The sequence below is a fragment of the Barnesiella sp. WM24 genome (genome assembly GCF_004570975.1).
In the GTDB taxonomy this organism is placed as follows: Bacteria; Bacteroidota; Bacteroidia; order Bacteroidales; family Muribaculaceae; genus Muribaculum.
This window is the reverse complement of sequence record NZ_SPPC01000001.1, coordinates 34447-58070: the sequence shown is the minus strand read 5'-3', so window position 1 is coordinate 58070 and position 23624 is coordinate 34447. Positions and strand designations below refer to the sequence as shown.

The window sequence follows — 23624 nt, the reverse complement described above, 5'->3', positions numbered from 1 at the left end:
ATGAATAGTAACATGACATTAAGCCGCAATACGATACTACAGTTTGCAAAGTATGCCTGTGTAGGGGTTCTTAATACGCTTGTCACGCTGTGCGTCATATATGTCTGCAAGGCTTTGCTGGGAGTCAATCCGCTTTTGTCAAACGCTATCGGCTATGTGTGTGGTGTCATAAATTCGTTTTTGTGGAATAAAAACTGGGTATTCAAGTCATCGGGACGCTACTACAAGGAGGCGATAAGATTTTTAGTAGGATTCTTTGTGTGTTACGGGCTGCAATTCCTTGTCGTGTGGCTTCTGAGCTATAAGACTCCGCTTAAAGATTTCCAGTACCAGATTGCTGCGTTCACCATGTCGGGCTACGGTATCGCCACTCTCATAGGCAATGTCGTCTACACGCTCATCAATTACATCTATAATAAGATAGTCACTTTCCGGTGATTACTTCGTCGGTTGCAGGCAGGTCTTTATTCCGCTTTCCGAAATATTTGTCAATAATAAGGGCGATAAATCCGTCGCCTGTCACGTTGCATGCCGTCCCGAAACTGTCCATCGCTATGTAAAGGGCTATCATCAGTGCCTGGTCTTTTTCAGAAAATCCAAGTAACGAGGCGAGAAGCCCGAGTGACGCCATTATCGCACCGCCGGGGACTCCTGGCGCGGCTATAATCGTGATGCCGAGCATGGCGATGAAGCCGGCAAACATAGGCAGGTCATAGGGCATGCCGTGCATAATCATCAGGGCAAGGGCGCAAGCCACAATTTTCAGCGTGCTTCCCGACATGTGTATGGTGGCGCACAACGGTATTACGAATCCGGCTATATCCTCGCTGACCCCCATCTTTATCGCCTGACGCAATGTCACAGGGATCGTCGCGGCTGACGACTGTGTGCCGAGAGCGGTAAAATAGGCGGGAAGCATCGTGTAAAGAAGCTTGAACGGATTGCGCTTTACAAATAGCGCCGCGATGCAATACTGGATAATAAGCAGTATGGCGGCAAGGGCAAAGATGATTACGATAATTTTTACAAACGCCGAGATGATTCCTCCCACTTCTCCCGCCAGTGTCATGTTGAGGAATATGCCGAATATGTAGACCGGAAGGAAGGGGATAATCACGGAGTGTATGGCGCGGGCCACAATGTCGCGAAATTCGGTCGCGGCATTGCGCAGCACGGTGCCGTTGCTGTAGGCTATGCCTATGCCAAGCATGAAAGCGAGCACAAGCGCGGTCATGACCCCGAACATAGGGGGTATCTCTATCGTGAAAAACGGGGTTATCTCGTGTCCGTTGCCGATTGCGGCGTCAAGCGATTTGGGTGTTATCATTCCCGGAAATGTCAACACTCCTGTAAAATAGGAAAGCATGCCTGAACAGAAAGTAGCAACGTAGGCTATCAATGCAGTGGCTATAAGCACTTTCCCTGCCTTGTTGCTGATGTCGGCGATGGCGGGAGTGACAAAGCCTACAATGATAAGCGGCACGAGAAACTGAAGAAACTGGCTGAATATGACATTGAATGTAGCAAATATCCGCGCCGCCTGTACAGGCATGACATATCCTGCCGCAATGCCAAGCGCAATTGCCAGCACTATCTGCAGCAGTAGTCCTATCTTGAATTTTCTTTTCATTGACTGTCGGAATGAGGGTAGGAGGGGGCTGTTATGATTTTGATGACAGGCTCTCGTGCATTGCCGCAGCCGCGTGTCGTCCGTCGCCCATCGCCAGGATTACTGTGGCTCCGCCTCTTACAATATCACCTCCGGCATAAATATCGTCAACCGTAGAGCGTAGAGTTGTCTCGTCAACCACAATCGTGCCGCGCTTCGTTACTTCCAGCTCCTTGATTGCATTAGGTATCAAAGGATTGGGCGATACACCCACGCTTACTATCACAAGGTCGACAGGTATTTCCTCTATCGCGCCCTCGATTTCTACCGGAGAGCGTCGCCCTGAGGCATCGGGCTCGCCAAGTTCCATGCGCTGCAGGCGCATGGCGCACACTCTGCCTTTGTCGTCGGCAAGATACTCTATCGGGTTATGCAGCGTCATGAACTCGACGCCCTCTTCTTTGGCATGCTTGACTTCCTCTACTCGCGCCGGCATCTCAGCCTCGCTTCGGCGGTAGACAATCATTGCCTTTTCAGCTCCCATACGTCGCGCGGTTCTTACCGAGTCCATAGCTGTGTTTCCTCCGCCTATTACCGCCACGCGGCTTCCTTTCAATACCGGGGTGTCATAGCCTTCTCTGCCTGCGCCCATCAGGTTGATGCGGGTGAGATACTCGTTGCTTGACATTACTCCGTTGAAGTTTTCACCCGGGATGCCCATAAATCTCGGCAGTCCCGCTCCTGACGCCACGAAGATGCCCTTGAACCCCATTTCGTGGAGGTCATCGTAGCTGAAAGTCTTTCCGATGATGCAGTCTTTTACAAATCTCACCCCCATCCGGGCAAGCGCTTCAATCTCTACATCAACTACCTCGTTGGGCAGCCTGAACTCGGGAATACCATATTTCAGCACTCCGCCTATCTCGTGGAGCGCTTCAAACACAGTGACCTCGTAGCCGCGTTTAGCCATGTCGCCGGCAAATGACAGTCCTGCGGGACCGGAGCCTACTACGGCTATCTTTACGCCATTTTTAGGCGCTGCTGAAGGTGTGTCACCATCTGTGCCGCCTGAGATGCGCGAGTAGTCGGCGGCAAATCGCTCAAGATATCCGATTGCCACGGGTTCTTTCTTCATCTTGTGGTATATGCACTTTGACTCGCATTGCTTTTCCTGCGGACACACCCTGCCACATACGGCAGGTAGCGCGCTGGTCTCTTTGAGCACTGATGCAGCCTTTGAAAATTCTTTTCTTTCGATATTCTTTATAAAGCCGGGAATGTTTATGCTTACCGGACATCCTGTCATGCACTGCGGGTCGGGGCAGTCCATGCACCGTTTTGCCTCAAGCACGGCATCTTCTTCCGACAGACCTTGGTTGACCTCTTCGTTGCATGTAACGCGGTAGCCGGGGTCAAGTTCCGGCATTTTCACTCTCGGTATGGCTGTGCGCTCCTTGACAGGGGTGGCTTTGCGTAACTCTTCGCGCCATTGGGCATCGCGCGGGGCTGATGTTGATATGTTGGTTGCTGACATTTTGCTGTGTAATATAGGATTGGAGTGTTAATTATATGTGCGCAGGCGCGTGAGCATCTCGTCAAAGTCGACCTTGTGGGCGTCAAATTCAGGCCCGTCGATACATACAAAGCGTGTCTTGCCGTCTACTGTGATGCGGCATGCGCCACACATGCCCGTGCCGTCGACCATTATGGTGTTGAGCGAGCACATTGTGGGTATGCCATACTCCTGAGTCAGCCGGGCTACGAATTTCATCATTATTGCCGGCCCGATTGTGACGACCTGGTCTACTTTTTCGCGTTTTATCACCTCTTCCAGACCGGCGGTAACCAATCCCTTGTTGCCGTAGCTGCCGTCGTCGGTCATGATTATGACTTCATCCGACCAGGGGGCTACCTGGTCTTCAAGTATGATTAAATCCTTTGTACGCGCGGCGAGAACGGTAATCACTCTGTTGCCGGCTTGCTTCATCGCCTTTATTATGGGGAGCATTGGCGCTACTCCTACACCTCCTCCGCAGCACACTACCGTGCCAACGTTTTCTATGTGGGTGGCCTGTCCGAGCGGTCCCACCACGTCGGTCAGGTATTCTCCCGGTTCAAGCGCACATATCTTGTGGGACGAAACACCTACATCCTGCACGACAAGCATTATTGTGCCACGGTCAGGGTCGGCGTCGGCTATTGTCAGTGGGATTCTCTCTCCATGCTCACATGCACGCACGATGACAAAATGACCGGGCTTGCGTGACATGGCAATTGCTGGCGCTTCAACGATAAGTTTGACAACTTTCTCGGAAAAGTGCTCCTTCTCAAGAATTTTGTTCATAATATTGGCTGATGTCTGGATAAATCATAACTATTGTTCGTCTGGCAAAGATAAATAAAATATCGTGACAATCGTAAATTCTTATAGTGAAAAATAACAAACAGACACCTTTGGCGGGGTGTCTGTCGGTTGCAATAGTGTATAATCGCTTGCCGGTTATGCCGACAGTACGATGTTGTTTTCTTCAGCTATACGCCTCATATTGAGGATTGCGTATCGCATTCGCCCGAGGGCGGTGTTGATGCTCACGCCTGTGGCATCGGCAATCTCCTTGAAACTCATGTCGCTGTAATAACGCATCATAAGCACCTCACGCTGGCTCTCGGGGAGAGCTTCGATGATACGGCGCACATCAGTGCGTATCTGGTCGTTGACCATGATGTCCTCTATGTTTTCATCGCAGAGGTCGCGTCGGTTGAGAAGGTTCACGTCATCATCATCGGTAGAGATGCTGTTTTCCGATTTTTCCTGACGGAAATGATCGATGATGAGATTGTGTGCGATTCTTGTCAACCATGCACCGAATTTACCTGACTCGGCATAGCGTCCCTGCTTCAAGGTCATGATGATCTTGACAAAAGTCTCTTGAAAAATGTCGTCGGCTATATCCCTGTTCTTTACAATTTTCAGAATGTAAGAAAATAGCTTTGATTGGTGACGACGTAACAATGTGTCAAATGCTGTATTGTTTCCGTCGACATAGGCCCTCACTAATTGTTCGTCGGTGAGATTGGTCAATTTTTGCATTACTGTGTTGATATTATTGTTTAGAGTAATGTCAAGCTATAGGCAGTAAGGTTTAGGTTATTAACAATAAATTTTTACATCCGCAAAGTTATCATATTGCGGTCATAAAAACAAGCAAATTATATATTTTTTGCGATTTTAATACAATAAATGCGCGAAAACGTAGTTAAGCGGTCAAAATTAGTGATTGTTTGCTTATTTTTCGGTTTGTTGTTATAATTGACGGATAAACCTATAATAAAAACAGGTGTCGGTGCGTTATACTTATACGAAATAAAAAAAGATAATCGGTTTGCCTATGGATAAAAAGTCTACACCATCTAAATGCACATTGCCGTCACGAGACAGTAAACCTGCCGACGAGGCTTCTCCAAGTCGTGTGACTCTTGCTATGATAAGGCAGTTTGCGCGGGTGTATCATTATGACAACCGCGTCGACAGCCGCCTCGGAGGGATGATTGTCAACTGATTTACAGTGGTCTTATTTGGGCGAGTAGCCCGCATCGACCAGAGTTGAGGTAGCGTTATAAAACTCAGGCGTCAAGAGTTGTTGTGTGCTGAAATCGGGATGATTGCGCATGTAGGAATCTACAATGCGATAGCCTATGTACCTGCACACTCGTCCGGGCGCGTCGGGGTGGATTGACGGGCTTGCCGGTGATGGACGGCACATGCGGTCGGCAAGACTCGAGTCGGTTGAGTAAAGGTAGCCTTGCTCAATAATGCGCCGCCAGGCATTCCCCTCATTTTCCGTAACCCATTTAAGTTCTTCGGGAGAGTATCCCAGCAATTCAGCTATGTCGGCACCGGGAATCGATGTCATGAGTATATAGGTGATTGCGCCGTCATAGAGCATGCGGTTGAGCAAAGACGCATTTTCATCACGTGTATATGGATATGACCCCACGATCATGGCTTCGGCTATGTCATAGGGGAGATGACTCTGGGTTTTGACGTCGCGCTGGTAAGGCTCAAAGTAGACATATGCCGGATAATCCTTGCCGAGGTAGTGGTTTAGCCCGACAAGCATTATGGTGTCGGTCATGAGTATTGATTGGTTGTAGGTCGACACTCCGCCATATATTATTTTCCATCTCATCCCCGGCAGCATGTCGGAGAGATTGTAGCTGATGTCGGTCAGGGTGTTTTCGATTGAGTCCTGAGCGGTGAATCGCTGCCTTATGTCAGGGACAAACATGGTGACTCCTTTTCCCTTGGCATAGGTCAGCACGGCTTCATCGGTTATGGAGTCGGGGCCTACCGTCATCATCAGCACGCCCGCATATCGGTCGCGGAATTTAGCTCTTTCAGTGCTGTCGCGCTGCGGATAGGCGGCTATGTCGCGGTCAAAACGTATAATCTCTACCTTTTGTGTCCCGTCGGGGGCTTGCCTGCCGTTGTTGTCTTTACAGGATGCCGCCCCAAGCAAAATGAATGAGGCGAGAGTCAACAATATATGTTTCATCAGTGTTTGCAATTTTGGTTTACAAAAATAACGCATTTTCATGATGAAAGTATCACTGTGGTTGTTCAAAACTACCTATTTTCTGTGCCTGCGGGATAAAAATGAAGGGTAAAATAGTATAAATACGTTGTAATTTCTTAATTTTGCAAAGATATTCTGTAATATTATATGTATCGACTTTTTCGGATTTTTGCAATCCTCGTTATCAGTCTGCTGTCGGTGTCGCAGCTTATGGCAAAGGACTTCGTCGTTGTTATCGATGCGGGACATGGCGGTCATGACTACGGCGCAATCGGCAACAAGACCAATGAAAAGAGCATCAATCTTGGTGTCGCCCTTAAACTGGGAAATCTCATCAAGAAGAATATGGACGACGTAAAGGTTGTCTATACTCGTGACGGTGATTATTTCAAGGAGCTGCAGGAGCGTGCCGAGATTGCCAACAAGGCTCACGGTGACCTGTTCATATCGATACATACCAACTCGGTAGATAAGAAAAACAAGCGGCGCACCACTATAAAGGGCACTGCCACATATACGCTGGGACTTCACCGAAGCGCTGAGAACCTTGCTGTGGCGAAGCGTGAAAACTCGGTAATGATGCTTGAAGATGATTTTTCCACGACCTATTGCGGCTTTGACCCTAATTCGACGGAGTCCTACATAATATTTGAGCTTAGCCAGAATCAGCATATGGAGCAGAGCATTGACTTTGCGAGCCGGGTACAGTCGGAGATGGTGACAACCGCCGGGCGTCAGAACAACGGGGTAAGACAGGCGGGATTCTGGGTGCTTGCCAAGACAGGCATGCCGGCTGTGCTTATCGAGCTTGAATTTATATGCAATCCTACATCGGAGGCTTTTCTCGCTTCTGAGTCGGGTCAAAACAAGTTTGCCAAGTCGATATTCAACGCATTTAAGTCTTATAAGACATCCTTTGACCGGAAGTCGGGCAAGATTCATGACAATCATAAGTCAGGGAAGTCGAGAGGAGATTCTAACGAGCTTGAAGATGAGCAAAATGAAGAAGAGGAAGTGACCGATACGGAGCAGGCTGAATCCGCCGGCGACTTGGTGTATAAGGTGCAGTTTTTATCTCATCCGTCAAAGTTGAAGAAAAACTCATCGGAATTCAGAGGCCTGAAAGGTGTGGACTGTTACCGCGACGGCGGTATGTGGAAATATACTGTCGGCAGCTATGACTCTCTTGACAAAGCCAAGACTGAGATGAATAAGGTCAGGAAAAAATTTTCTGACGCTTTTATAATAACTGTACGCGATGGAAAGCGCGTAAGATAAATTAGAAAATGAAATTAAAGAGATAACGCATTATGAAACGCTATTCAAAAGAGCTGATGATAGGGCTTTCAGTGCTGATTGCCGCCCTGGTGCTGTTTTTTGGCATTAATTATCTGAAAGGAGTCAACCTGTTTAAGGCTGCCAACTATTATTATGTGTCCTATACCAATGTCAACGGTCTTACTGTATCGGCTCCGGTGACAATAAACGGATTTAAGGTGGGGCAGGTAAGGGAGATTACATATGAGTATGACAATCCCGGACATGTGCTTGTAGAGATTTCTCTTGATAAGAAGTTGCGTGTGCCGGCGGGAAGCAAGGCGATTATCGAGACTGATCTTCTGGGTTCGCCTTCTGTTGTCCTTGAGTTTTCTACTTCATCTGACAGTCACAGCGTAGGCGACAGGCTGATAGGCGAGAATCAGCCGTCGATGTTTGACGGAATCGCTGAGGGGCTTATGCCTAAGGTAGAGGATGTATTTCCCAAGATAGACACTTTGCTTACTTCGGTAAACAGGCTTGTGAGCGATTCGGCGCTTTTGCTGTCGGTAAAGCGTCTTGATGCCATCACGGCAAATCTTCAGGCTACCACCACATATCTTAACCGCACGCTTGCCACCATGCCTGCTACCATGAAGACAGTCGACAATGTAGCCGGCAATCTCGACTCTATCACTGCCGATCTTGCAGTCGTGTCGGAAGAGTTGAAGAAGATACCGTTGCAGGAGACGATGGATAATGTGAACCAACTGACCGCAAATATCAATTCCATAACCGGAAAGATGAACGAGCCTGACAATTCAATAGGGCTCCTCCTTAATGACCGTCAGCTATATGACCATCTTAACGGTGTTGCCGGCGGCCTTGACTCTATATTGATTGATTTGAAGCAGAATCCCAAGCGCTACATCCCGCCGATTAAGGTGTTCTGACGGCAGAATGACGCTATTTGGAATGATTCTAAATAGTTGATAACTTTTTTGTGGTTATGTTCCACAATACGGGATGTGCTACAATAGCTATAATTAGGGGTTTCACGCGAAGCCCCTAAGTTGTATTAACTTCTTAACATGAGGTTAAACGGTTGATTTATAGTTATATGTCGGTTTGGTTTTTCTAAAATTAAGAATTTGTGTTAACCATTTTATAAGCAGCTGAAAAACAGCTATATTGTGGAATAGTTGTAAAATCCAAATTTTTTTTCAATTGTTTTTCAAAAAAAGTTGGGGGAAATTTGCATTGAAAAGTTAAGCCTACATAATAGCCTAAAATTACATTTTCATGAACGAAACTCACCAAAAAATGTGGGAAGATTGTCTGAAAATATTCAAGGATAATCTTTCTACCGAACAGTATGACGCCTGGTTCAAGCCCATAACTTCAAAAAGTTTTGACGGCAATGAGCTTCATCTTCGTGTGCCCACTCCATTCTTTGTGGAGCGCCTTGAAGAGCAATATGCAAAGATATTGCTTTATGCGTTGCGTCGTGTCTACGGCAAGGGGGTGAGACTGTTTTATGAATATAACCAGGTAGGTTCCGACCCCGACACATCGGTCTCGATTGAAAGTTCCAATCCGAGTCCCGCTGTGCGTGTCCGCACGGGTAATCCGTTTGACACAGAAGTTGTGGAGGATTTCGATTCAAGGCTTAACCCCAAAAACACCTTTGAAAATTATTGCGCGAGCCCATCTAACAAGATTGCGCGTGCGATAGGTGAGGCTATTGCGACTAATCCGGAGTGTAAGACATTTAACCCGCTTTTCATATTCGGTCCCACAGGTGTAGGCAAGACTCATCTTATCCAGGCTATAGGCATCCGTATAAAGGAGCGCGACCCAAAGGCAAGGGTCCTTTACCTTTCGGCACGACTTTTTGAAAGCCAGTATACAGCCGCGGCGACTGCGCGTCCGAGCAGGGTTAATGAGTTCATTAATTTTTATCAGTCGATTGATGTGCTTATCATAGACGATATACAGGACTTGATGCATAAGCCCGGTACCCAGGGTGCGTTCTTCCACATCTTCAATCATCTCCATCACAATCAGCGACAGATTATCATGTCAAGTGACTGTCCGCCTTCGATGATGAAAGATATGCACGAGCGTCTGTTGTCGCGCTTTAAATGCGGCATGACGGCAGAGCTTGAAAAGCCCGATGTCAACTTGCGCCGTGAGGTGCTTGCCCGCCGTGCTTCGCAGGACGGATTGAAGATTCCTGTAGAGGTGCTTGACTATATCGCCTCCAATGTCACTGACAGCATCCGTGAGCTTGAAGGCATAATTGTGTCGCTGATTGCCCACGCCACTATCCTTAACTGTGAGATTACGGTCGACCTTGCGCGCACAGTGCTTGGAAACGCCGTGAAGATTCACAAGAAGTCAATCAACTTTGAGATGATTGCCCAGAGCGTCAGCGATTACTACAATATCGATCAGGATGCACTCTTTGCAAAGAGCCGCAAGCGCGAGATTTCCGATGCGCGCCAGATGGTGATGTTCCTTGCACGCCGCGACGCCAAGATGCCTGCTACTGCGATAGGTACGCGTCTGTCACGCACTCATGCCACTGTGCTTCATGCCTGCCGCAATATTGAGGAGCGCCTGTCGATGGAGCCTGCATTGCGCGAGGATCTCGCGAAGATTGAGGCGATGTTCAAGTGCTGAGACAATCGCTCTGATTGTCAGAAAAATCAAGGTTTTAACTGATTTTTGCGATACTGTGCCGTAATGTTGCCCATGTGGTGAGCTACATTTGCCTTGTAATTTTAAGGCAGATACTCACAATGGGAACGATTAACAGCTCAGACATAATCTACGCCACGCTGTCACAACACGGCAGGCAGCTGGCTTCTTTGAAGTTGAGTGGCTTGACTTCATTTTCTGAAATTTTACGTCAGGTGCGACGTGTTGTCTCCGGAAGTTTCGGTCTGGTGACGCTGCGTCTGCGCAATTCAAGTCAGGGATGGACTCAGGACAGGTCTGTCATCATTACGCCTGTACCTGCGCCTCCCGTGCAGCTCTCTTTATTCTGAAGTTTTTTTAATGAAAGGCTATATAAAGGTTCTTATGAATAATACTATGAATTACACACTATTTTATTGCGATTCCGAATAATCTCTGTATCTTTGTGATAAAAATATAAGATTAAATGTATCAGCAATGAAAAAGTATTTTAGTCGGTTGCTATTGCTTCTTGCTGCGGCAATAGCTCCCGTTTTTGTAAGTGCTCAGGCAATGCCGGCTATACCGGTTGACCCTGAAGTGAGAATTGGAAAACTTGACAACGGATTGACCTATTATATCCGTCACAACGAGTACCCCAAAGGTCAGGCTGATTACTATATAGCCCAGAAAGTAGGGTCTATACAGGAAGAGGACAATCAGCGCGGTCTTGCACATTTCCTTGAACACATGTGTTTCAACGGCACAAAAAATTTCCCCGGCAATGAGGTCGTTTCATGGCTGGAGACTGTCGGCGTGAAATTCGGGCAGAATCTTAACGCTTATACTTCGGTTGACGAGACTGTTTATAATATATGTAATGTCCCGACAGCGCGTGAGAGTGTGCAGGATTCATGTCTTCTGATTCTTCATGACTGGGCCGACGGGCTTCTGCTTGAAGATGCCGAGATTGACAAGGAGCGTGGTGTCATTCATGAAGAGTGGCGTCGCAGCAATGTAGGTCAGATGCGCATATACGAAAAACTGCTTCCGGTCATCTATCCTGACAGCAAGTATGCCTATCGCCTGCCTATCGGCACAATGGAGATTGTTGACAATTTCCCCTATCAGGATTTGCGCGACTACTACGAGAAGTGGTATCGTCCCGACCTTCAGGGAATAGTTGTGGTAGGTGACATTGATGTCGACCGCATAGAGGCTAAGATAAAGGAGATATTTTCCGATATTAAGATGCCTGTTAATCCTGCTGAGCGCGTGTATTATCCCGTGCCCGACAATCAGAATACTATTTTTGCCGTCGGCAGTGACCCTGAGCAGCGTAACGCTGTTGTGCAGATAATGTTTAAGTCAGAGGCTACCCCCGATTCACTGAAGGGCACTCTTGACTATCTCGTGGGCAGATATGCCGTCGACATGCTCGATGCCATGCTTAATGCGCGTTTCCAGGAGCTTTCAAGCAAGCCCGATGCTGTATTTGCGCTTGCCGACGCTTCTTATGGCAACTTCATGCTTTCAAAGACGGCTGATGCCCTTACCGTGGCGGCTTTGCCAAAGGATGGCGATTTGATACCGGCGTTTGAGGCTGTTTATCGCGAGACACTGCGTGCCAAGAGAGGCGGATTCACCGCGACTGAGTATGACCGTGCCCGCAGCGAGTATCTCTCTCGTCTTGAAAAGGCATATAACAACCGCGCCAATACGACTTCCACCTCGCTTGTCAATGAATATGTAAGACACTTCCTTGACAATGAGCCTATACCCGGAATTGAGAATGAATTCACGATGATGAGCATGCTTGCCAATCAGATTCCGGTGGAGATGATCAACATGGCTCTTCCCGAGATAGTCGGCGATAAAAACATCGTTGTGCTCGCCATGCTTCCTGATGCTGAAGGATTTGCCGTGCCCACTGAAGCTCAGCTTGCCGAGGCCATGCAGCGTGTCGATGCCGAAGAGATAGAGGCTTTTGTCGATGACGTGAAGAGCGAGCCGCTGATTGAGTCGCTTCCCGCCCCCGGCAAGATTGTAGCGGTGACTGAAAATCCGTTGTATAACACTCAGGAGTGGACTCTCTCCAATGGCGTGAAAGTGGTCGTGAAAAAGACTGATTTCAAAGACAATGAAATACTCTTTACCGCTCTTGCCACAGGAGGTACATCGGTCTTTGGCGAAGACGATGCGTTGAATCTGCGTTATCTTCCCTATGCGCTTAGCCGTCACGGACTCGGTGGCTACAGCAGCTCTGACCTTGAGAAATACCTTGCCGGAAAGCAGGCAAGCTGTGAAGTGGATCTGTCGGCATACACGAGAGAGGTTTCCGGCTCGGCTGTGCCTAAGGATCTTCCTGTGTTGATGGAGCTTATCTATGCTACATTTACCGGATTTACCATAAGTCCCGATGACTTCTCTTCTACTCAGAATCTATATGTCGGAGCTCTTAAAAATCAGGAGGCTCTTCCGGCATATCAGTTCAATAAGCAGTTGCTTGAATATCTTTTCAAGTCAGGACGCTCTCACGCCGTTGACGTGAATACAATCGAAAACGCCGACCGCGGACGCATACTTGAGATTGTAGGCTCTCAGCTTGCCAACGCCGCCGATTATACTTTCTATTTTGTAGGAAATGTCGACATTAACGCTTTGAAGCCTCTTGTTGAGCAGTATATCGCCACTCTTCCGGCTGTAGCCGGAAAAACCGCTCCGGTCAAGCTCGCCGGACTCGGTATTGAACCCGGTGCTTCAACCGAGCAGATAAGGCAGAAGATGGACACCCCGACTACTTATGCAGCCATCATTGTCTCTGCCGACATGCCTTATACAGCAAAAAATCAGAAGCTCGCGTCTATCGCCGGTCAGATTCTTTCGGCGCGCCTGATTAAGACTGTACGTGAAGAAGAAGGCGCGGTATATTCAATCAGTGCCAACGGATCTCTTTCACGCATCAGCGACAACCCTGTAATGTTCCAGAGCTCTTTCCCGATGAAGCCTGAGATGAAAGACAAGGTGCTTGAGATTATCGCGGCGCAGTTTGACGACATGACCGCCAATATCACTGCCGAAGAGCTTGCCAAGGTAAAAGAGTATATGGTTAAGGAGGCTACACGCGGCATGACTGAAAATCAGGCATGGCTGTCGGGAATGACCGGCTATCAGTTGCTTCCTGTTGACACATTCCTGACTTCGGTCGACACCATTAATGCCATAACTGAAGATGACGTCAAGGCATTCATGGCTGAATTGATGAAGCAGAACAACTACAAGGTGTTTGTCATGGAGCCTGCTGAATGACGGGGTTTCTGACAAGATAAAAAACATCGAGGGGCGCGAAATATTTCGCGCCCCTCGTGATTTATGATAGTGTTCTGCGTGATTATTTCTGCCTGTTTAGATATGTGGCGTCAAGGTATTCCTGAAGGGTCTTGGAGAAAGCCTCGTTAGTGGCTCTCGGGTAGCGTACCTCGGCAAATACCTGCGCGAGCGTCGACTTGCCGTTTTCAGCTATAAATCGGCGGCTGTCGTCGCGGGCCTCCTGTGTGGCATAAATCTCTCTTATCTGCGAGCCGGTATACTGGCGGTATTCGCCCTCGTGGATGATTGCCTCGACAGGAAGACGGTCGGAGAGAGGTGATTCTCCGTCGGGGTATCCTACGGTAAGCGTGATGAGCGGCACCACTCCGTCAGGCAGTTTCAGTTCCTCTGCAATCCGGGGGGCATTGTAGGCGGTTGTGCCAAGATAGCAGCATCCGAGTCCGTTCATCTCTGCTATAGTGTTAAACTGTTGTGCGAAGATGGATGCATCGATGGCTCCGGCAAGAAACATCTGGAGATTGTCAAAGGCGGCATCGGCTTCACCCTCCTTACACCAAAGATTGAACCTGTTTACGTCAATGCAGAATGTCAGCAGGACGCTGCATCCGGTCACTGACGGCTGGTTGAAGTGTAGCGGCGCGAGTCGCTTCTTGCCCTCTTCCGAGCGTGTCACAATCACTGAGTAAAGCTGCATGTTGCCTGTGTTAGGCGCATGGGCGGCCTCGTCCAACATCCTGGTCAGCAATGCCGGCTCGACTTCCTTCGACGTGTAGCGGCGCACTGTGCGCCGGCTTGAAAAATACTGGTCTATATCCATTGTCTATGACTGTTTGTAGATTTGTAATTATTTTGCGAATTTACGATTTTAAAAGCGTATCTTTGCATTGGAATATAAAAATTATCACCTCGTGGAAAATATCACATATACTTATGATGAGGCTTATGATGCCTCGGTTAGATACTTTGACGGAGACGAGCTTGCGGCTCGTGTATGGGTTACAAAATATGCACTGAAGGATTCATTCGGAAACCTGTTTGAAAAGACTCCCGACGACATGCACCGCCGTCTTGCGCGTGAGGTCGCCCGCATAGAGAGCAATTATCCTAATCCTATGAGTGAGGATGAGGTCTTTGACCTTATGAAGGATTTCCGGTATATAGTGCCGCAGGGCAGCCCCATGACAGGAATCGGCAATCATCTTCAGGTAGGGTCGTTGAGCAACTGCTTTGTAGTCGGGCTTGACGGCGGCCCCGATTCTTACGGTGGCATAATGAAGATTGACGAGGAGCAGGTGCAGCTCATGAAGCGCCGCGGCGGTGTAGGGCATGACCTCAGCCACATACGCCCTAAAGGCACTCCTGTGAAAAACTCCGCTCTTACCTCTACAGGACTCGTGCCGTTCATGGAGCGGTATTCCAACTCTACCCGCGAGGTGGCGCAGGATGGCAGACGCGGCGCGTTGATGATGACGGTCAGCATCAAGCATCCCGACAGCGAGGCGTTTATCGATGCCAAGATGACCGAGGGTAAGGTGACCGGCGCCAATGTGTCGGTCCGCATTGACGATGAGTTCATGCAGGCGGCTGTCGACGGCAAGCCTTATATGCAGACTTATCCCGTCGACGGCAGCTCGGAGCCGATTGTGACAAAGGAGGTCGACGCTGCGGCTATATGGGGAAAGATTGTGCATAATGCATGGAAGTCGGCTGAGCCGGGGGTGCTGTTCTGGGACACTATCACCCGTGAATCTGTGCCCGATTGCTATGCCGACCTCGGATTCAGGACAATTTCTACCAATCCTTGTGGCGAAATCCCTCTCTGCCCTTACGACAGTTGCCGACTGCTCGCGGTCAACCTTTACAGCTATGTCAACAACCCGTTTACGGAAGACGCCGAGTTTGACTTCGGGCTTTTCCGCAGTCACATCGCCAAGGCGCAGCGTATAATGGACGATATAATCGACCTGGAGATGGAGAAGATTGACACCATACTCGCAAAGATTGACTCCGACCCCGAATCGGCTGAAGTGAAGCAGACCGAGCGTCATCTCTGGGAAAAAATACGCGCGAAGACACTCAAGGGACGACGCACCGGAGTTGGTACTACCGCGGAAGGCGACATGATAGCCGCTCTCGGGCTGCGTTACGGCACTCCGGAAGCTACCGCTTTCTCTGAGCAGGTTCATCGTGAGCTTGCCCTCGCGGCATATCGCTCATCGGTGGTCATGGCTTCAGAGCGAGGAGCGTTTGAGGTGTTTGATGCATCGCGCGAAAAAGATAATCCGTTTATTGCCCGCATGAGGGATGCCGATCCCTCTCTTTATGAAGAGATGGTAAAAAATGGACGACGCAACATCGCCTGCCTGACAATTGCCCCGACCGGTACTACGAGCCTTATGACACGCACTACTTCAGGCATCGAACCGGTGTTTATGCCTGTCTATAAGCGTCGCCGCAAGGTTAATCCCAATGACCCCGATGTGCGCATCGATTATGTCGACGAGTCGGGCGACGCCTTTGAGGAGTTTATCGTGTATCATCCTAAATTCCTCACATGGATGGATGTAAACGGCATCACGCGCAAGGACTCCTATACACAGGAAGAGCTTGACGCTCTCGTGGCTCAGTCGCCCTATAACAAGGCTACTTCAGCCGATGTAGACTGGCTGGAGAAGGTAAAGATGCAGGGTAGGGTTCAGAAGTGGGTCGACCACTCGATTTCCGTTACAATCAACCTTCCCTCCGATGTCACCGAGGAGCTTGTCAACCGTCTTTATGTCGAGGCTTGGCGCTCCGGATGCAAGGGCTGTACGGTGTATCGTGACGGTTCGCGCTCGGGAGTGCTTGTGTCGGTAGAGAAGAAGTCTGACAAGCCTGCCGAAAAGATAAAGATTGACGACGCGCATGTTGTCAAGCGTCCGGTCGAGCTGGAGGCTGATGTAGTGCGCTTCCAGAACAACAAGGAGAAGTGGATTGCGTTCGTGGGTCTTGTCGACGGTCAGCCCTATGAGATATTTACCGGTCTTGCCGATGATGAGGATGGCATATTCTGCCCCAAAAGCGTGACCCACGGCAAGATAATAAAGGCGGTCGATGAGCGCGGCAACAAGCGCTACGACTTCCAGTTTATCAACAAGCGCGGCTACAAGACCACGATAGAGGGTCTTTCCGACAAGTTCAATCCTGAATACTGGAACTACGCGAAGCTCATATCGGGTGTGTTGCGCTATGGCATGCCTATTCCGCAGGTACTCAAGCTTGTAAGTAGTCTTGAGCTTGACAGCCAGTCGATTAATACGTGGAAGATGGGTGTCGAGCGTGCCCTTAAAAAATATCTTCCCAACGGGACCAAGGCAAGCGGTCAGTGCTGCCCCAACTGTGGCAACGAGACCCTGATATATCAGGAAGGGTGTCTTATATGCACTTCCTGCGGCACATCAAAATGCGGATAACAATGAATAACCGATAAGACAATAGAAGAGCTTAAAGGGTTTATGACCCTTTAGGCTCTTTTTTACTTGGCGGGTTGACGCGTTTCGATTGTTCACGGCTGAATACGGCTGAATAATTGGCGCATCTACAAAAAAAGTAGAGAAAAAGGAGCTGTAATTGTGAAAAACTCAGTAACTTTACAGCACTGTGATAAAATTATATAGCGATAAACAAAATACCGATAAAACATGAAACTGAATTTCAACATTGATTACCGCACCAACTGGGGTGAGTCGCTTTATATATGCGGCACTGTGCCCGGTCTCGGCGGTGGTGATGAATCGCGTGCCGTAAAGCTTCAGCAGTCGGGCCTGTCTAAATGGACTCTTGACGTGGAAATCCCCGATGATGCCGGCGAGTTTGACTACTACTATATCGTGCGTCATGAAAATGGCGGCGAACGCCATGAGTGGGGCGCTCCTCACCGGTTTGTGCCCGGTTCCGGAGCGGGCGGTTATGAGATTTATGACCTATGGCAGGATCAACCGATTGACAAGCCATATTATTCTTCGGTGTTTATCGACTGTATCAACCGTCGCGATGACCGCGCAGCCGCCGATGTGACCTTTGGCGGTTCGATCTCGATTTCTGTTGCCGCGCCTATGGTAGGCAGCGACGAGGTGCTTGCCATATGTGGCGACGACGAGTCACTCGGCGCGTGGAATCCCGAAAACGCGATTGTGATGAGCGACGCTTCGTTTCCGGTGTGGAACGTGGTGTTGCCATTGAACGATGTCCACCTGCCTTTCAGCTACAAGTTTGTCATCCTTGACCGTCTCACCCGTAAGGTGCTTGCCTGGGAAGGCGGTGACAACAGGGTGATGAATATAATTCCTGAACATAAGAACTCGGCGCTGCTGATTAACGGGTTGCGCTTTGTCAACTCGCGCCCGGCATGGCATTGTGCAGGTGTGGCTATACCTGTATTCTCGGTAAGAAGCGAGGATGACTTCGGTGTCGGCGACTTCTTTGACCTGAAGAAGATGGTCGACTGGGCGGCTTTGACCGGACAGAAGTTTCTGCAGATACTTCCCATCAATGACACGACCATGACCCACACATGGACTGACTCTTATCCCTATAACGCCAACTCCACTTTTGCTCTCCACCCGATGTATCTGAGACTCAGCGAGCTCGGACGGCTGAAGGATGAGGCCCGCCAGAAGTATTTCGACGACCTCAGGGTAGAGCTTAATTCCTTGCCTCAGGTCGACTATGAGCGTGTCAACAACGCAAAAAATGAGTTCACCCGCGAGATATTCCGTCAGGAAGGCGGCAAGACTCTGGAGTCGGCCGACTTCAGGGAATTTGTCGCTAACAATGCCTCGTGGCTTACTCCCTATGCTGCATTCTGTGTGTTGCGTGACCTTAACGGCACTCCGGAATTTGGCAAGTGGGGCGAATATGCTGTCTACGATGCCGGCAAGGTTGCCGCCTTTGTCAATGAGCATCATGACGATATAAACTACGTGTACTACATTCAGTATCATCTTGACAAGCAGATGCGTGAGGTCCACCGCTATGCCGGCGAGCATGGTGTGGCGTTCAAGGGCGATATACCTATCGGCATCTCGCGCGATTCGGCCGACGCCTGGATTGACCCGCGCCTGTTCAATATGGACTGTCAGGCGGGTGCGCCGCCCGATGACTTCTCTGTGCTCGGACAGAACTGGGGCTTCCCCACCTACAACTGGGAAGAGATGAGCAAAGACGGATTTGCATGGTGGAAGTCACGTTTCCGCAAGATGTCGGAGTATTTTGACGCCTACCGCATCGACCATGTGCTTGGATTTTTCCGCATATGGCAGATACCGATGAATGCCCTTCACGGACTTCTCGGCATCTTCAATCCGGCGTTGCCGTTCACTCCCGACGAGCTGCGCAACAATTATGACTTCTGGCTTGACGTCGACCTGCAGACAACGCCGTTTATCATGGATTACTTCCTTTACGATTTCTTCGGCGAATACACTGACGAGGCAAAACGTCGCTTCCTCATCAATGTCGGCTATGGCAGATACAAGCTGCGTGACGAGTTTGACACCCAGCGCAAGATTGCCGACTATTTCGCTCAGGAAGAAAAATCGGAGAAAAATGACAAGCTCAGCAATGCGCTCATGGGACTTGTCGACGAGGTGCTCTTCATTGAAGATCCCTATGAGAAAGGCAAGTATCATCCGCGCATCTCCGCTCAGTACACCTATATCTACCGCTCGCTTACCGATTATGAGCGCTGGTGTTTCAACAGGCTGTATAATGACTTCTATTACCACCGTCACAACGATTTCTGGTATGGCAAGGCTATGTGGAAGCTCCCCCCGCTTATCGGGTCGACCTCGATGCTCACTTGTGCCGAGGATCTCGGCATGATTCCCGACTGTGTGCCCGCCGTGATGTCGCAGCTTCAGATGCTGTCGCTTGAGATACAGCGCATGCCAAAAGACCCGGCGGCTGAGTTTGGCAATACATGGACTTATCCCTACCTCTCTGTCTGCACCACTTCGACCCATGACATGGGCGGTATTCGCCAGTGGTGGGAAGAAAACCGTGATGTCACCCAGCACTATTACAACAATATGCTCCACGAGCAGGGAGCGGCGCCTCAGTATGCCGAGCCCTGGATATGCGACAAGATTATAACCCTTAACCTGCAGTCGCCCTCTATGCTGGCGATATTCCCGCTTCAGGACTGGCTGTCAATCAATGGTTCGCTTCGCCGTGAGGATCCGCGCGAGGAGTTGATTAATATTCCGGCAAATCCGCGCCATTACTGGCGCTACCGCATGCACCTCACCGTTGAAGAGCTTCTTGACGCCTCGGAGTTCAACGACTATCTGCGCGATAAGATAAAGTCGACAGGTCGCTGACACAGGTTTTGATTTAAGATTATAGGTTTCCGGAGCAGTCGCCATTGACAGCGGCAGCTCCGGAAACTTTTCATTTCACGCGGTTCACCGCAATATATCCCCCTTGTGGCTATGATTCCACGGCTAAACATGGATTATCCGGGCATGGCTTGTGATTGTGAAAAAATGTGTAACTTTGCGGTCGGAATAAACATGAAGCCGGTGTCTCGTGTCTTATTTCAAAACACTATATTGCATTATGGATAAGATTTATCTGCAACTCTTCACGACATTTCTCAAAATCGGAGCTTTTACATTTGGCGGCGGATGGGCTATGATTTCCATCATCGAGCGTGAGATTGTCGACAAGCATCACTGGATTTCGCGGGAGGAATTTCTCGACTTGCTTGCCATCTCGCAGTCACTGCCCGGCATACTTGCCGTCAACATATCGGTCTCCATCGGCGACAAGTTGCGCGGCTTCAAGGGAAGCGCTGTCGCGGCTCTCGGCACGATACTGCCATCGTTTCTCATCATCCTTGCCATCGCCATCTTCCTGACTCCCGACATCATAAAAAACAATTCCGTGGTGTCAAGGATATTCATGGGCATCCGTCCCTGCGTGGTGGCCCTCATCATTGCCCCTGTGATAACATCGGCAAAGGCAGCCGGCATATCGTGGAAGACTGTGTGGATACCCGTTATTGTGGCGGCGCTTATTTACTTCGGATGGAACCCCATCGTGTTTATCGTGCTGGGCGGTCTGTGTGGCTACCTGTGGCTGTCGCGTCAGCAGAAGCTGCTTGAAAAGGGCAAGGCGGCCGCCGGTGAAAAGAATGAAGGAAAGGAGGATGAACAATGAGCGTATATCTTAAACTCATATGGGCATACCTGAAAATCGGTCTTTTCGGCTTTGGCGGCGGTTACGCTATGCTTGCCCTGATAGAGCGCGAAGTCGTGACGCCCGGGTGGATTACCGAGCAGATGTTTACCGACATCGTGGCAATCTCGCAGATGACCCCGGGCCCGATAGGCATAAACAGCGCCACTTACATAGGCTATGTCGTCACCGGCAGTGTGTGGGGCTCTATTGTCGCCACCGTGACCGTGATGCTGCCTTCGTTTCTGCTGGTGCTTTATGCGAGCCATTTCATACGCCGCCACAAAGACTCCGTTGCGATAAAAGGCATATTTGCCGGTCTGCGCCCTGTCGTGATAGGGCTTATCGCCTCGGCGGCACTGCTGCTGATGAACCGTCAGAACTTTCCCGACAATTCGATAAGCATAATCATCTGTGCAGCATCGTTCTGTCTTGTATATTTCACCAGAATTCACCCCATATTTATAATCTGCCTTGCCGGTGTGGCGGGGCTTATACTCTATTGACATGACCTACGACCAGGCTATTGACTTCCTGTACACTCAGCTGCCTATGTTTCAGCGTGTAGGCGCACCTGCCTATAAGCCGGGGCTTGACACATCGATCGCGCTTGCCGCGACATTCGGCAACCCGCAGGACTTATATAAGACAATCCATGTAGGCGGCACTAACGGCAAAGGCTCTACCGCCCACACCTTGGCGGCGATACTACAGGCGGCAGGCTACAGGACCGGACTTTACACATCGCCCCATCTTGTCGATTTCCGCGAGCGCATCCGTGTCGACGGCAAGATGATTCCGCGCGAGGAGGTGACCGGATTTGTGGAGCGCTACATGAAGCTTGGATTTGACAAGTCGCCATCGTTTTTCGAGCTCACGATGGTCATGGCGTTTGAATACTTTGCAAAGGCAAAGGTCGATGTGGCGGTGATAGAGGTGGGGCTCGGCGGCAGGCTTGACAGCACCAATATCATCAGTCCCTGCCTATCGGTGATTACAAATATCTCGAAGGACCACACCCAGTTTCTCGGTGACACGCTCCCGGCTATAGCGTCGGAAAAGGCAGGCATAATAAAGCCGGGTGTCCCGGTGGTGATAGGGGAGTCGGAGGGCGATGTAAGAGAGGTGTTTGCGGTAAAGGCTGAATCGGTAGGTGCGCCTGTGCGCTATGCCGACGACGAGACGCTTTACTCCGCGGCTGTGGCTGTGGATGGCGACATTCTCTATCGCGATACTCCATTCGGCGACATTACCGGCGCGCTTTCCGGCGAGTGTCAGCCCAAAAATGCTGCCACTATAATGGTGGCTGTCGATGAACTGCGTAAAGCCGGATGGCACATCGATGACCGCGACGTAAGGAAAGGTTTTGCAGAGGTGTGCTCAATGACCGGACTGATGGGGCGCTGGATGCGCATCAGTGAAGCCCCGTTTACCGTATGTGACACAGGTCATAATACCGGCGGATGGCAATATCTTGCACGACAGCTTGATGCGTCGCCCGGCGTGAAACATGTAGTGATAGGATTTGTCAACGACAAAGACGTGACCTCCATATTGAAAATGCTCCCTGCCGACGCGCGCTATTACTTTACACGCGCATCGATAGCCCGCGCCCTCGATGAAAAGGTGCTGGCGGAAAATGCCGGTGCGCTGGGATTGAAAGGGGCTGCTTACCCGACAGTAGGCGAGGCTTATGCCGCCGCCCGTTCCGCCGCCTCTCCATCCGACACCATATTCATCGGCGGCAGCACCTTCGTAGTCGCCGACCTCCTCACCATGCTCAACACATGACTTAAAGGACAGATAGAGTTTCCCCAAGACATATATTAATAGTGCTATAGATTATACCGGTTTCAGAGTTGACAATGAATAAAAATGATATAAAGAAAATATTGGTAATACGCTTCCGTCAGGTTGGTGATTCGATTCTTGCTACTGCATTGTGTTCCACCCTGAAGCGAAATTTTCCCGGTGCAGAAATTCATTTTGTATTAAACAAAGGTATTGCCCCGCTTTATGAGGGACATCCTGATATTGACCGGATTATTACGTTTGATAAGAGCGAGCTAAAACCGTTCACCACATATGCGGCAAAAGTGTGGCGCATTGTCCACGACTGTCATTATGACGTGATTATAGATATGAGGTCGACTCTCAACACATTGTTGTTTTCGGCATTTTCACTGTCTACGCCTTTCCGCATAGGTGTGAAGAAAGGTTATACGCGCTTCTTGCTCACCGATGAGGTTCGCAATAATGATCACTCTGCTGACATTGACATGGTGGAGCGCAATCTGATGCTTGCCGGTCCGCTTAACCGCATAGGAGATATAGTGCCGGTCAGTGATTTCAGTATACATATCACGGAAAAGGAGCGTAACGACTTCCGTAATTATATGGAGCGTGAGGGTATCGACTTTTCACGACCTGTGATACTTGTAGGAGTCACGACAAAGATTTTGAAAAAGCGCTGGAACATGGATTTTATGGCTGAGACACTGCGGCGTATAATCGCGCGGCATCCTGATTTTCAGATGGTGTTCAACTATGCTCCAGGTCAGGAGGAGAAAGATGCCCGTGACATGTTCAAGCGTCTTGGCGAGCCGTCATGTGTAAAGATAAATCTACAGGCACGTTCATTGCGTGAACTTGCCGCTTTGTGTGCCAACTGTGATTTTTATTATGGAAACGAGGGCGGTACACGCCATCTTGTACAGGCTCTTGGCATTCCTTCGTTTGCCATATTCTCGCCTTCTGCTTCTCCTAAGGTGTGGATGCCGCAGAATCGCACCACTGCCTGCGGCATATCGGTCGATGATATAGTCGCAGCTGATGCACGGATGTCTATGACGCATGAAGAACTCTTTGATTCAATTACGCCTGATGAACTGATGCTTCGCCTCAATCCGCTCCTTGACAAGCTATAGCAACTCCCGATAGATGTCAAGATA

General features: G+C 49.6%; 19 protein-coding genes. 13 read left to right on the top strand and 6 right to left on the bottom strand.

The window, feature by feature from the left end:
* Entirely contained in the window at positions 1-438 is a 438-nt protein-coding gene (locus E4T81_RS00230) for a GtrA family protein (RefSeq protein WP_135040370.1), read from the top strand.
* On the opposite strand, the gene E4T81_RS00225 is transcribed toward E4T81_RS00230, so the two are convergent.
* The 4 genes from E4T81_RS00225 to E4T81_RS00210 form a co-directional block, all read right to left on the bottom strand.
* Positions 425-1630: a dicarboxylate/amino acid:cation symporter gene (locus E4T81_RS00225; RefSeq protein WP_135040368.1), complete on the bottom strand. Its 1206-nt coding sequence runs from the start codon at positions 1628-1630 to the stop codon at positions 425-427. The genes E4T81_RS00230 and E4T81_RS00225 overlap by 14 nt on opposite strands.
* 31 nt (positions 1631-1661) lie before the next feature.
* Positions 1662-3143 carry an NADPH-dependent glutamate synthase gene (gene gltA / locus E4T81_RS00220; RefSeq protein ID WP_135040366.1) on the bottom strand — a complete coding sequence of 494 codons (1482 nt, stop codon included), beginning with the start codon at positions 3141-3143 and terminating at the stop codon, positions 1662-1664.
* Positions 3144-3170: 27 nt separating this feature from the next.
* The gene (locus E4T81_RS00215; RefSeq protein WP_135040364.1) at positions 3171-3953 is read right to left on the bottom strand and encodes a sulfide/dihydroorotate dehydrogenase-like FAD/NAD-binding protein; all 783 of its coding nucleotides are present in this window, start codon (positions 3951-3953) and stop codon (positions 3171-3173) included.
* Between the two features lie 156 nt (positions 3954-4109).
* Positions 4110-4700, bottom strand: a complete 591-nt coding sequence (locus tag E4T81_RS00210; RefSeq protein ID WP_135040362.1) for a sigma-70 family RNA polymerase sigma factor — start codon at positions 4698-4700, stop codon at positions 4110-4112.
* Positions 4701-4998: 298 nt separating this feature from the next.
* Here E4T81_RS00210 and E4T81_RS15535 point away from each other — a divergent pair, with 298 nt between their 5' ends.
* Positions 4999-5169: a hypothetical protein gene (locus E4T81_RS15535; RefSeq protein WP_167761541.1), complete on the top strand. Its 171-nt coding sequence runs from the start codon at positions 4999-5001 to the stop codon at positions 5167-5169.
* Positions 5170-5181: 12 nt separating this feature from the next.
* Here E4T81_RS15535 and E4T81_RS00205 read toward each other — a convergent pair whose 3' ends face one another.
* A complete protein-coding gene (locus E4T81_RS00205; protein WP_135040360.1) occupies positions 5182-6165 on the bottom strand; it encodes a hypothetical protein in 984 nt (327 codons plus the stop codon).
* A 168-nt stretch (positions 6166-6333) separates the two neighbouring features.
* Here E4T81_RS00205 and E4T81_RS00200 point away from each other — a divergent pair, with 168 nt between their 5' ends.
* The 5 genes from E4T81_RS00200 (at position 6334) to E4T81_RS00180 (ending at position 13434) form a co-directional block, all read left to right on the top strand.
* Positions 6334-7464 (top strand): N-acetylmuramoyl-L-alanine amidase, encoded by a 1131-nt coding sequence (locus E4T81_RS00200; RefSeq protein WP_135040358.1) that lies wholly within the window; start codon positions 6334-6336, stop codon positions 7462-7464.
* Positions 7465-7496: 32 nt separating this feature from the next.
* Positions 7497-8396, top strand: a complete 900-nt coding sequence (locus E4T81_RS00195; RefSeq protein WP_135040356.1) for an MlaD family protein — start codon at positions 7497-7499, stop codon at positions 8394-8396.
* A 349-nt stretch (positions 8397-8745) separates the two neighbouring features.
* Positions 8746-10128: a chromosomal replication initiator protein DnaA gene (gene dnaA / locus E4T81_RS00190; RefSeq protein ID WP_135040354.1), complete on the top strand. Its 1383-nt coding sequence runs from the start codon at positions 8746-8748 to the stop codon at positions 10126-10128.
* 77 nt (positions 10129-10205) lie between these two features.
* A complete protein-coding gene (locus E4T81_RS00185; protein WP_135040352.1) occupies positions 10206-10496 on the top strand; it encodes a hypothetical protein in 291 nt (96 codons plus the stop codon).
* Positions 10497-10623: 127 nt separating this feature from the next.
* Entirely contained in the window at positions 10624-13434 is a 2811-nt protein-coding gene (locus tag E4T81_RS00180) for a pitrilysin family protein (RefSeq protein WP_135040350.1), read from the top strand.
* An 82-nt stretch (positions 13435-13516) separates the two neighbouring features.
* Here E4T81_RS00180 and E4T81_RS00175 read toward each other — a convergent pair whose 3' ends face one another.
* On the bottom strand, positions 13517-14272 hold the full coding sequence (locus E4T81_RS00175) for a nitroreductase family protein (RefSeq protein WP_135040348.1): 756 nt from the start codon (positions 14270-14272) through the stop codon (positions 13517-13519).
* A gap of 91 nt (positions 14273-14363) precedes the next feature.
* Between E4T81_RS00175 and E4T81_RS00170 the strand changes: the two genes are divergently transcribed.
* From E4T81_RS00170 to E4T81_RS00145, 6 genes are all read left to right on the top strand, one after another.
* Entirely contained in the window at positions 14364-16907 is a 2544-nt protein-coding gene (locus tag E4T81_RS00170; protein ID WP_135040346.1) for an adenosylcobalamin-dependent ribonucleoside-diphosphate reductase, read from the top strand.
* Positions 16908-17135: 228 nt separating this feature from the next.
* Positions 17136-19814 (top strand): 4-alpha-glucanotransferase, encoded by a 2679-nt coding sequence (locus tag E4T81_RS00165; protein ID WP_135040344.1) that lies wholly within the window; start codon positions 17136-17138, stop codon positions 19812-19814.
* Between the two features lie 238 nt (positions 19815-20052).
* Positions 20053-20655 (top strand): chromate transporter, encoded by a 603-nt coding sequence (locus E4T81_RS00160; protein ID WP_135040342.1) that lies wholly within the window; start codon positions 20053-20055, stop codon positions 20653-20655.
* Positions 20652-21179 (top strand): chromate transporter, encoded by a 528-nt coding sequence (locus E4T81_RS00155; RefSeq protein WP_135040340.1) that lies wholly within the window; start codon positions 20652-20654, stop codon positions 21177-21179. Before E4T81_RS00160 ends, E4T81_RS00155 begins: the two co-directional genes overlap by 4 nt.
* A gap of 1 nt (position 21180) precedes the next feature.
* Positions 21181-22464 (top strand): folylpolyglutamate synthase/dihydrofolate synthase family protein, encoded by a 1284-nt coding sequence (locus E4T81_RS00150; protein ID WP_135040338.1) that lies wholly within the window; start codon positions 21181-21183, stop codon positions 22462-22464.
* A gap of 74 nt (positions 22465-22538) precedes the next feature.
* On the top strand, positions 22539-23600 hold the full coding sequence (locus E4T81_RS00145) for a glycosyltransferase family 9 protein (protein WP_135040336.1): 1062 nt from the start codon (positions 22539-22541) through the stop codon (positions 23598-23600).
* The last annotated feature ends 24 nt before the right edge of the window (positions 23601-23624 follow it).

Excerpts from the sequence above, each read along its gene's own strand:
- E4T81_RS00230 (WP_135040370.1), top strand. The coding sequence starts at position 1 with ATGAATAGTAACATGACATTAAGCCGCAATACGATACTACAGTTTGCA.
- E4T81_RS00225 (WP_135040368.1), bottom strand. The coding sequence starts at position 1,630 with ATGAAAAGAAAATTCAAGATAGGACTACTGCTGCAGATAGTGCTGGCA.
- gltA (WP_135040366.1), bottom strand. The coding sequence starts at position 3,143 with ATGTCAGCAACCAACATATCAACATCAGCCCCGCGCGATGCCCAATGG.
- E4T81_RS00215 (WP_135040364.1), bottom strand. The coding sequence starts at position 3,953 with ATGAACAAAATTCTTGAGAAGGAGCACTTTTCCGAGAAAGTTGTCAAA.
- E4T81_RS00210 (WP_135040362.1), bottom strand. The coding sequence starts at position 4,700 with ATGCAAAAATTGACCAATCTCACCGACGAACAATTAGTGAGGGCCTAT.
- E4T81_RS15535 (WP_167761541.1), top strand. The coding sequence starts at position 4,999 with ATGGATAAAAAGTCTACACCATCTAAATGCACATTGCCGTCACGAGAC.
- E4T81_RS00205 (WP_135040360.1), bottom strand. The coding sequence starts at position 6,165 with ATGAAACATATATTGTTGACTCTCGCCTCATTCATTTTGCTTGGGGCG.
- E4T81_RS00200 (WP_135040358.1), top strand. The coding sequence starts at position 6,334 with ATGTATCGACTTTTTCGGATTTTTGCAATCCTCGTTATCAGTCTGCTG.
- E4T81_RS00195 (WP_135040356.1), top strand. The coding sequence starts at position 7,497 with ATGAAACGCTATTCAAAAGAGCTGATGATAGGGCTTTCAGTGCTGATT.
- dnaA (WP_135040354.1), top strand. The coding sequence starts at position 8,746 with ATGAACGAAACTCACCAAAAAATGTGGGAAGATTGTCTGAAAATATTC.
- E4T81_RS00180 (WP_135040350.1), top strand. The coding sequence starts at position 10,624 with ATGAAAAAGTATTTTAGTCGGTTGCTATTGCTTCTTGCTGCGGCAATA.
- E4T81_RS00175 (WP_135040348.1), bottom strand. The coding sequence starts at position 14,272 with ATGGATATAGACCAGTATTTTTCAAGCCGGCGCACAGTGCGCCGCTAC.
- E4T81_RS00165 (WP_135040344.1), top strand. The coding sequence starts at position 17,136 with ATGAAACTGAATTTCAACATTGATTACCGCACCAACTGGGGTGAGTCG.
- E4T81_RS00160 (WP_135040342.1), top strand. The coding sequence starts at position 20,053 with ATGGATAAGATTTATCTGCAACTCTTCACGACATTTCTCAAAATCGGA.
- E4T81_RS00155 (WP_135040340.1), top strand. The coding sequence starts at position 20,652 with ATGAGCGTATATCTTAAACTCATATGGGCATACCTGAAAATCGGTCTT.
- E4T81_RS00150 (WP_135040338.1), top strand. The coding sequence starts at position 21,181 with ATGACCTACGACCAGGCTATTGACTTCCTGTACACTCAGCTGCCTATG.
- E4T81_RS00145 (WP_135040336.1), top strand. The coding sequence starts at position 22,539 with ATGAATAAAAATGATATAAAGAAAATATTGGTAATACGCTTCCGTCAG.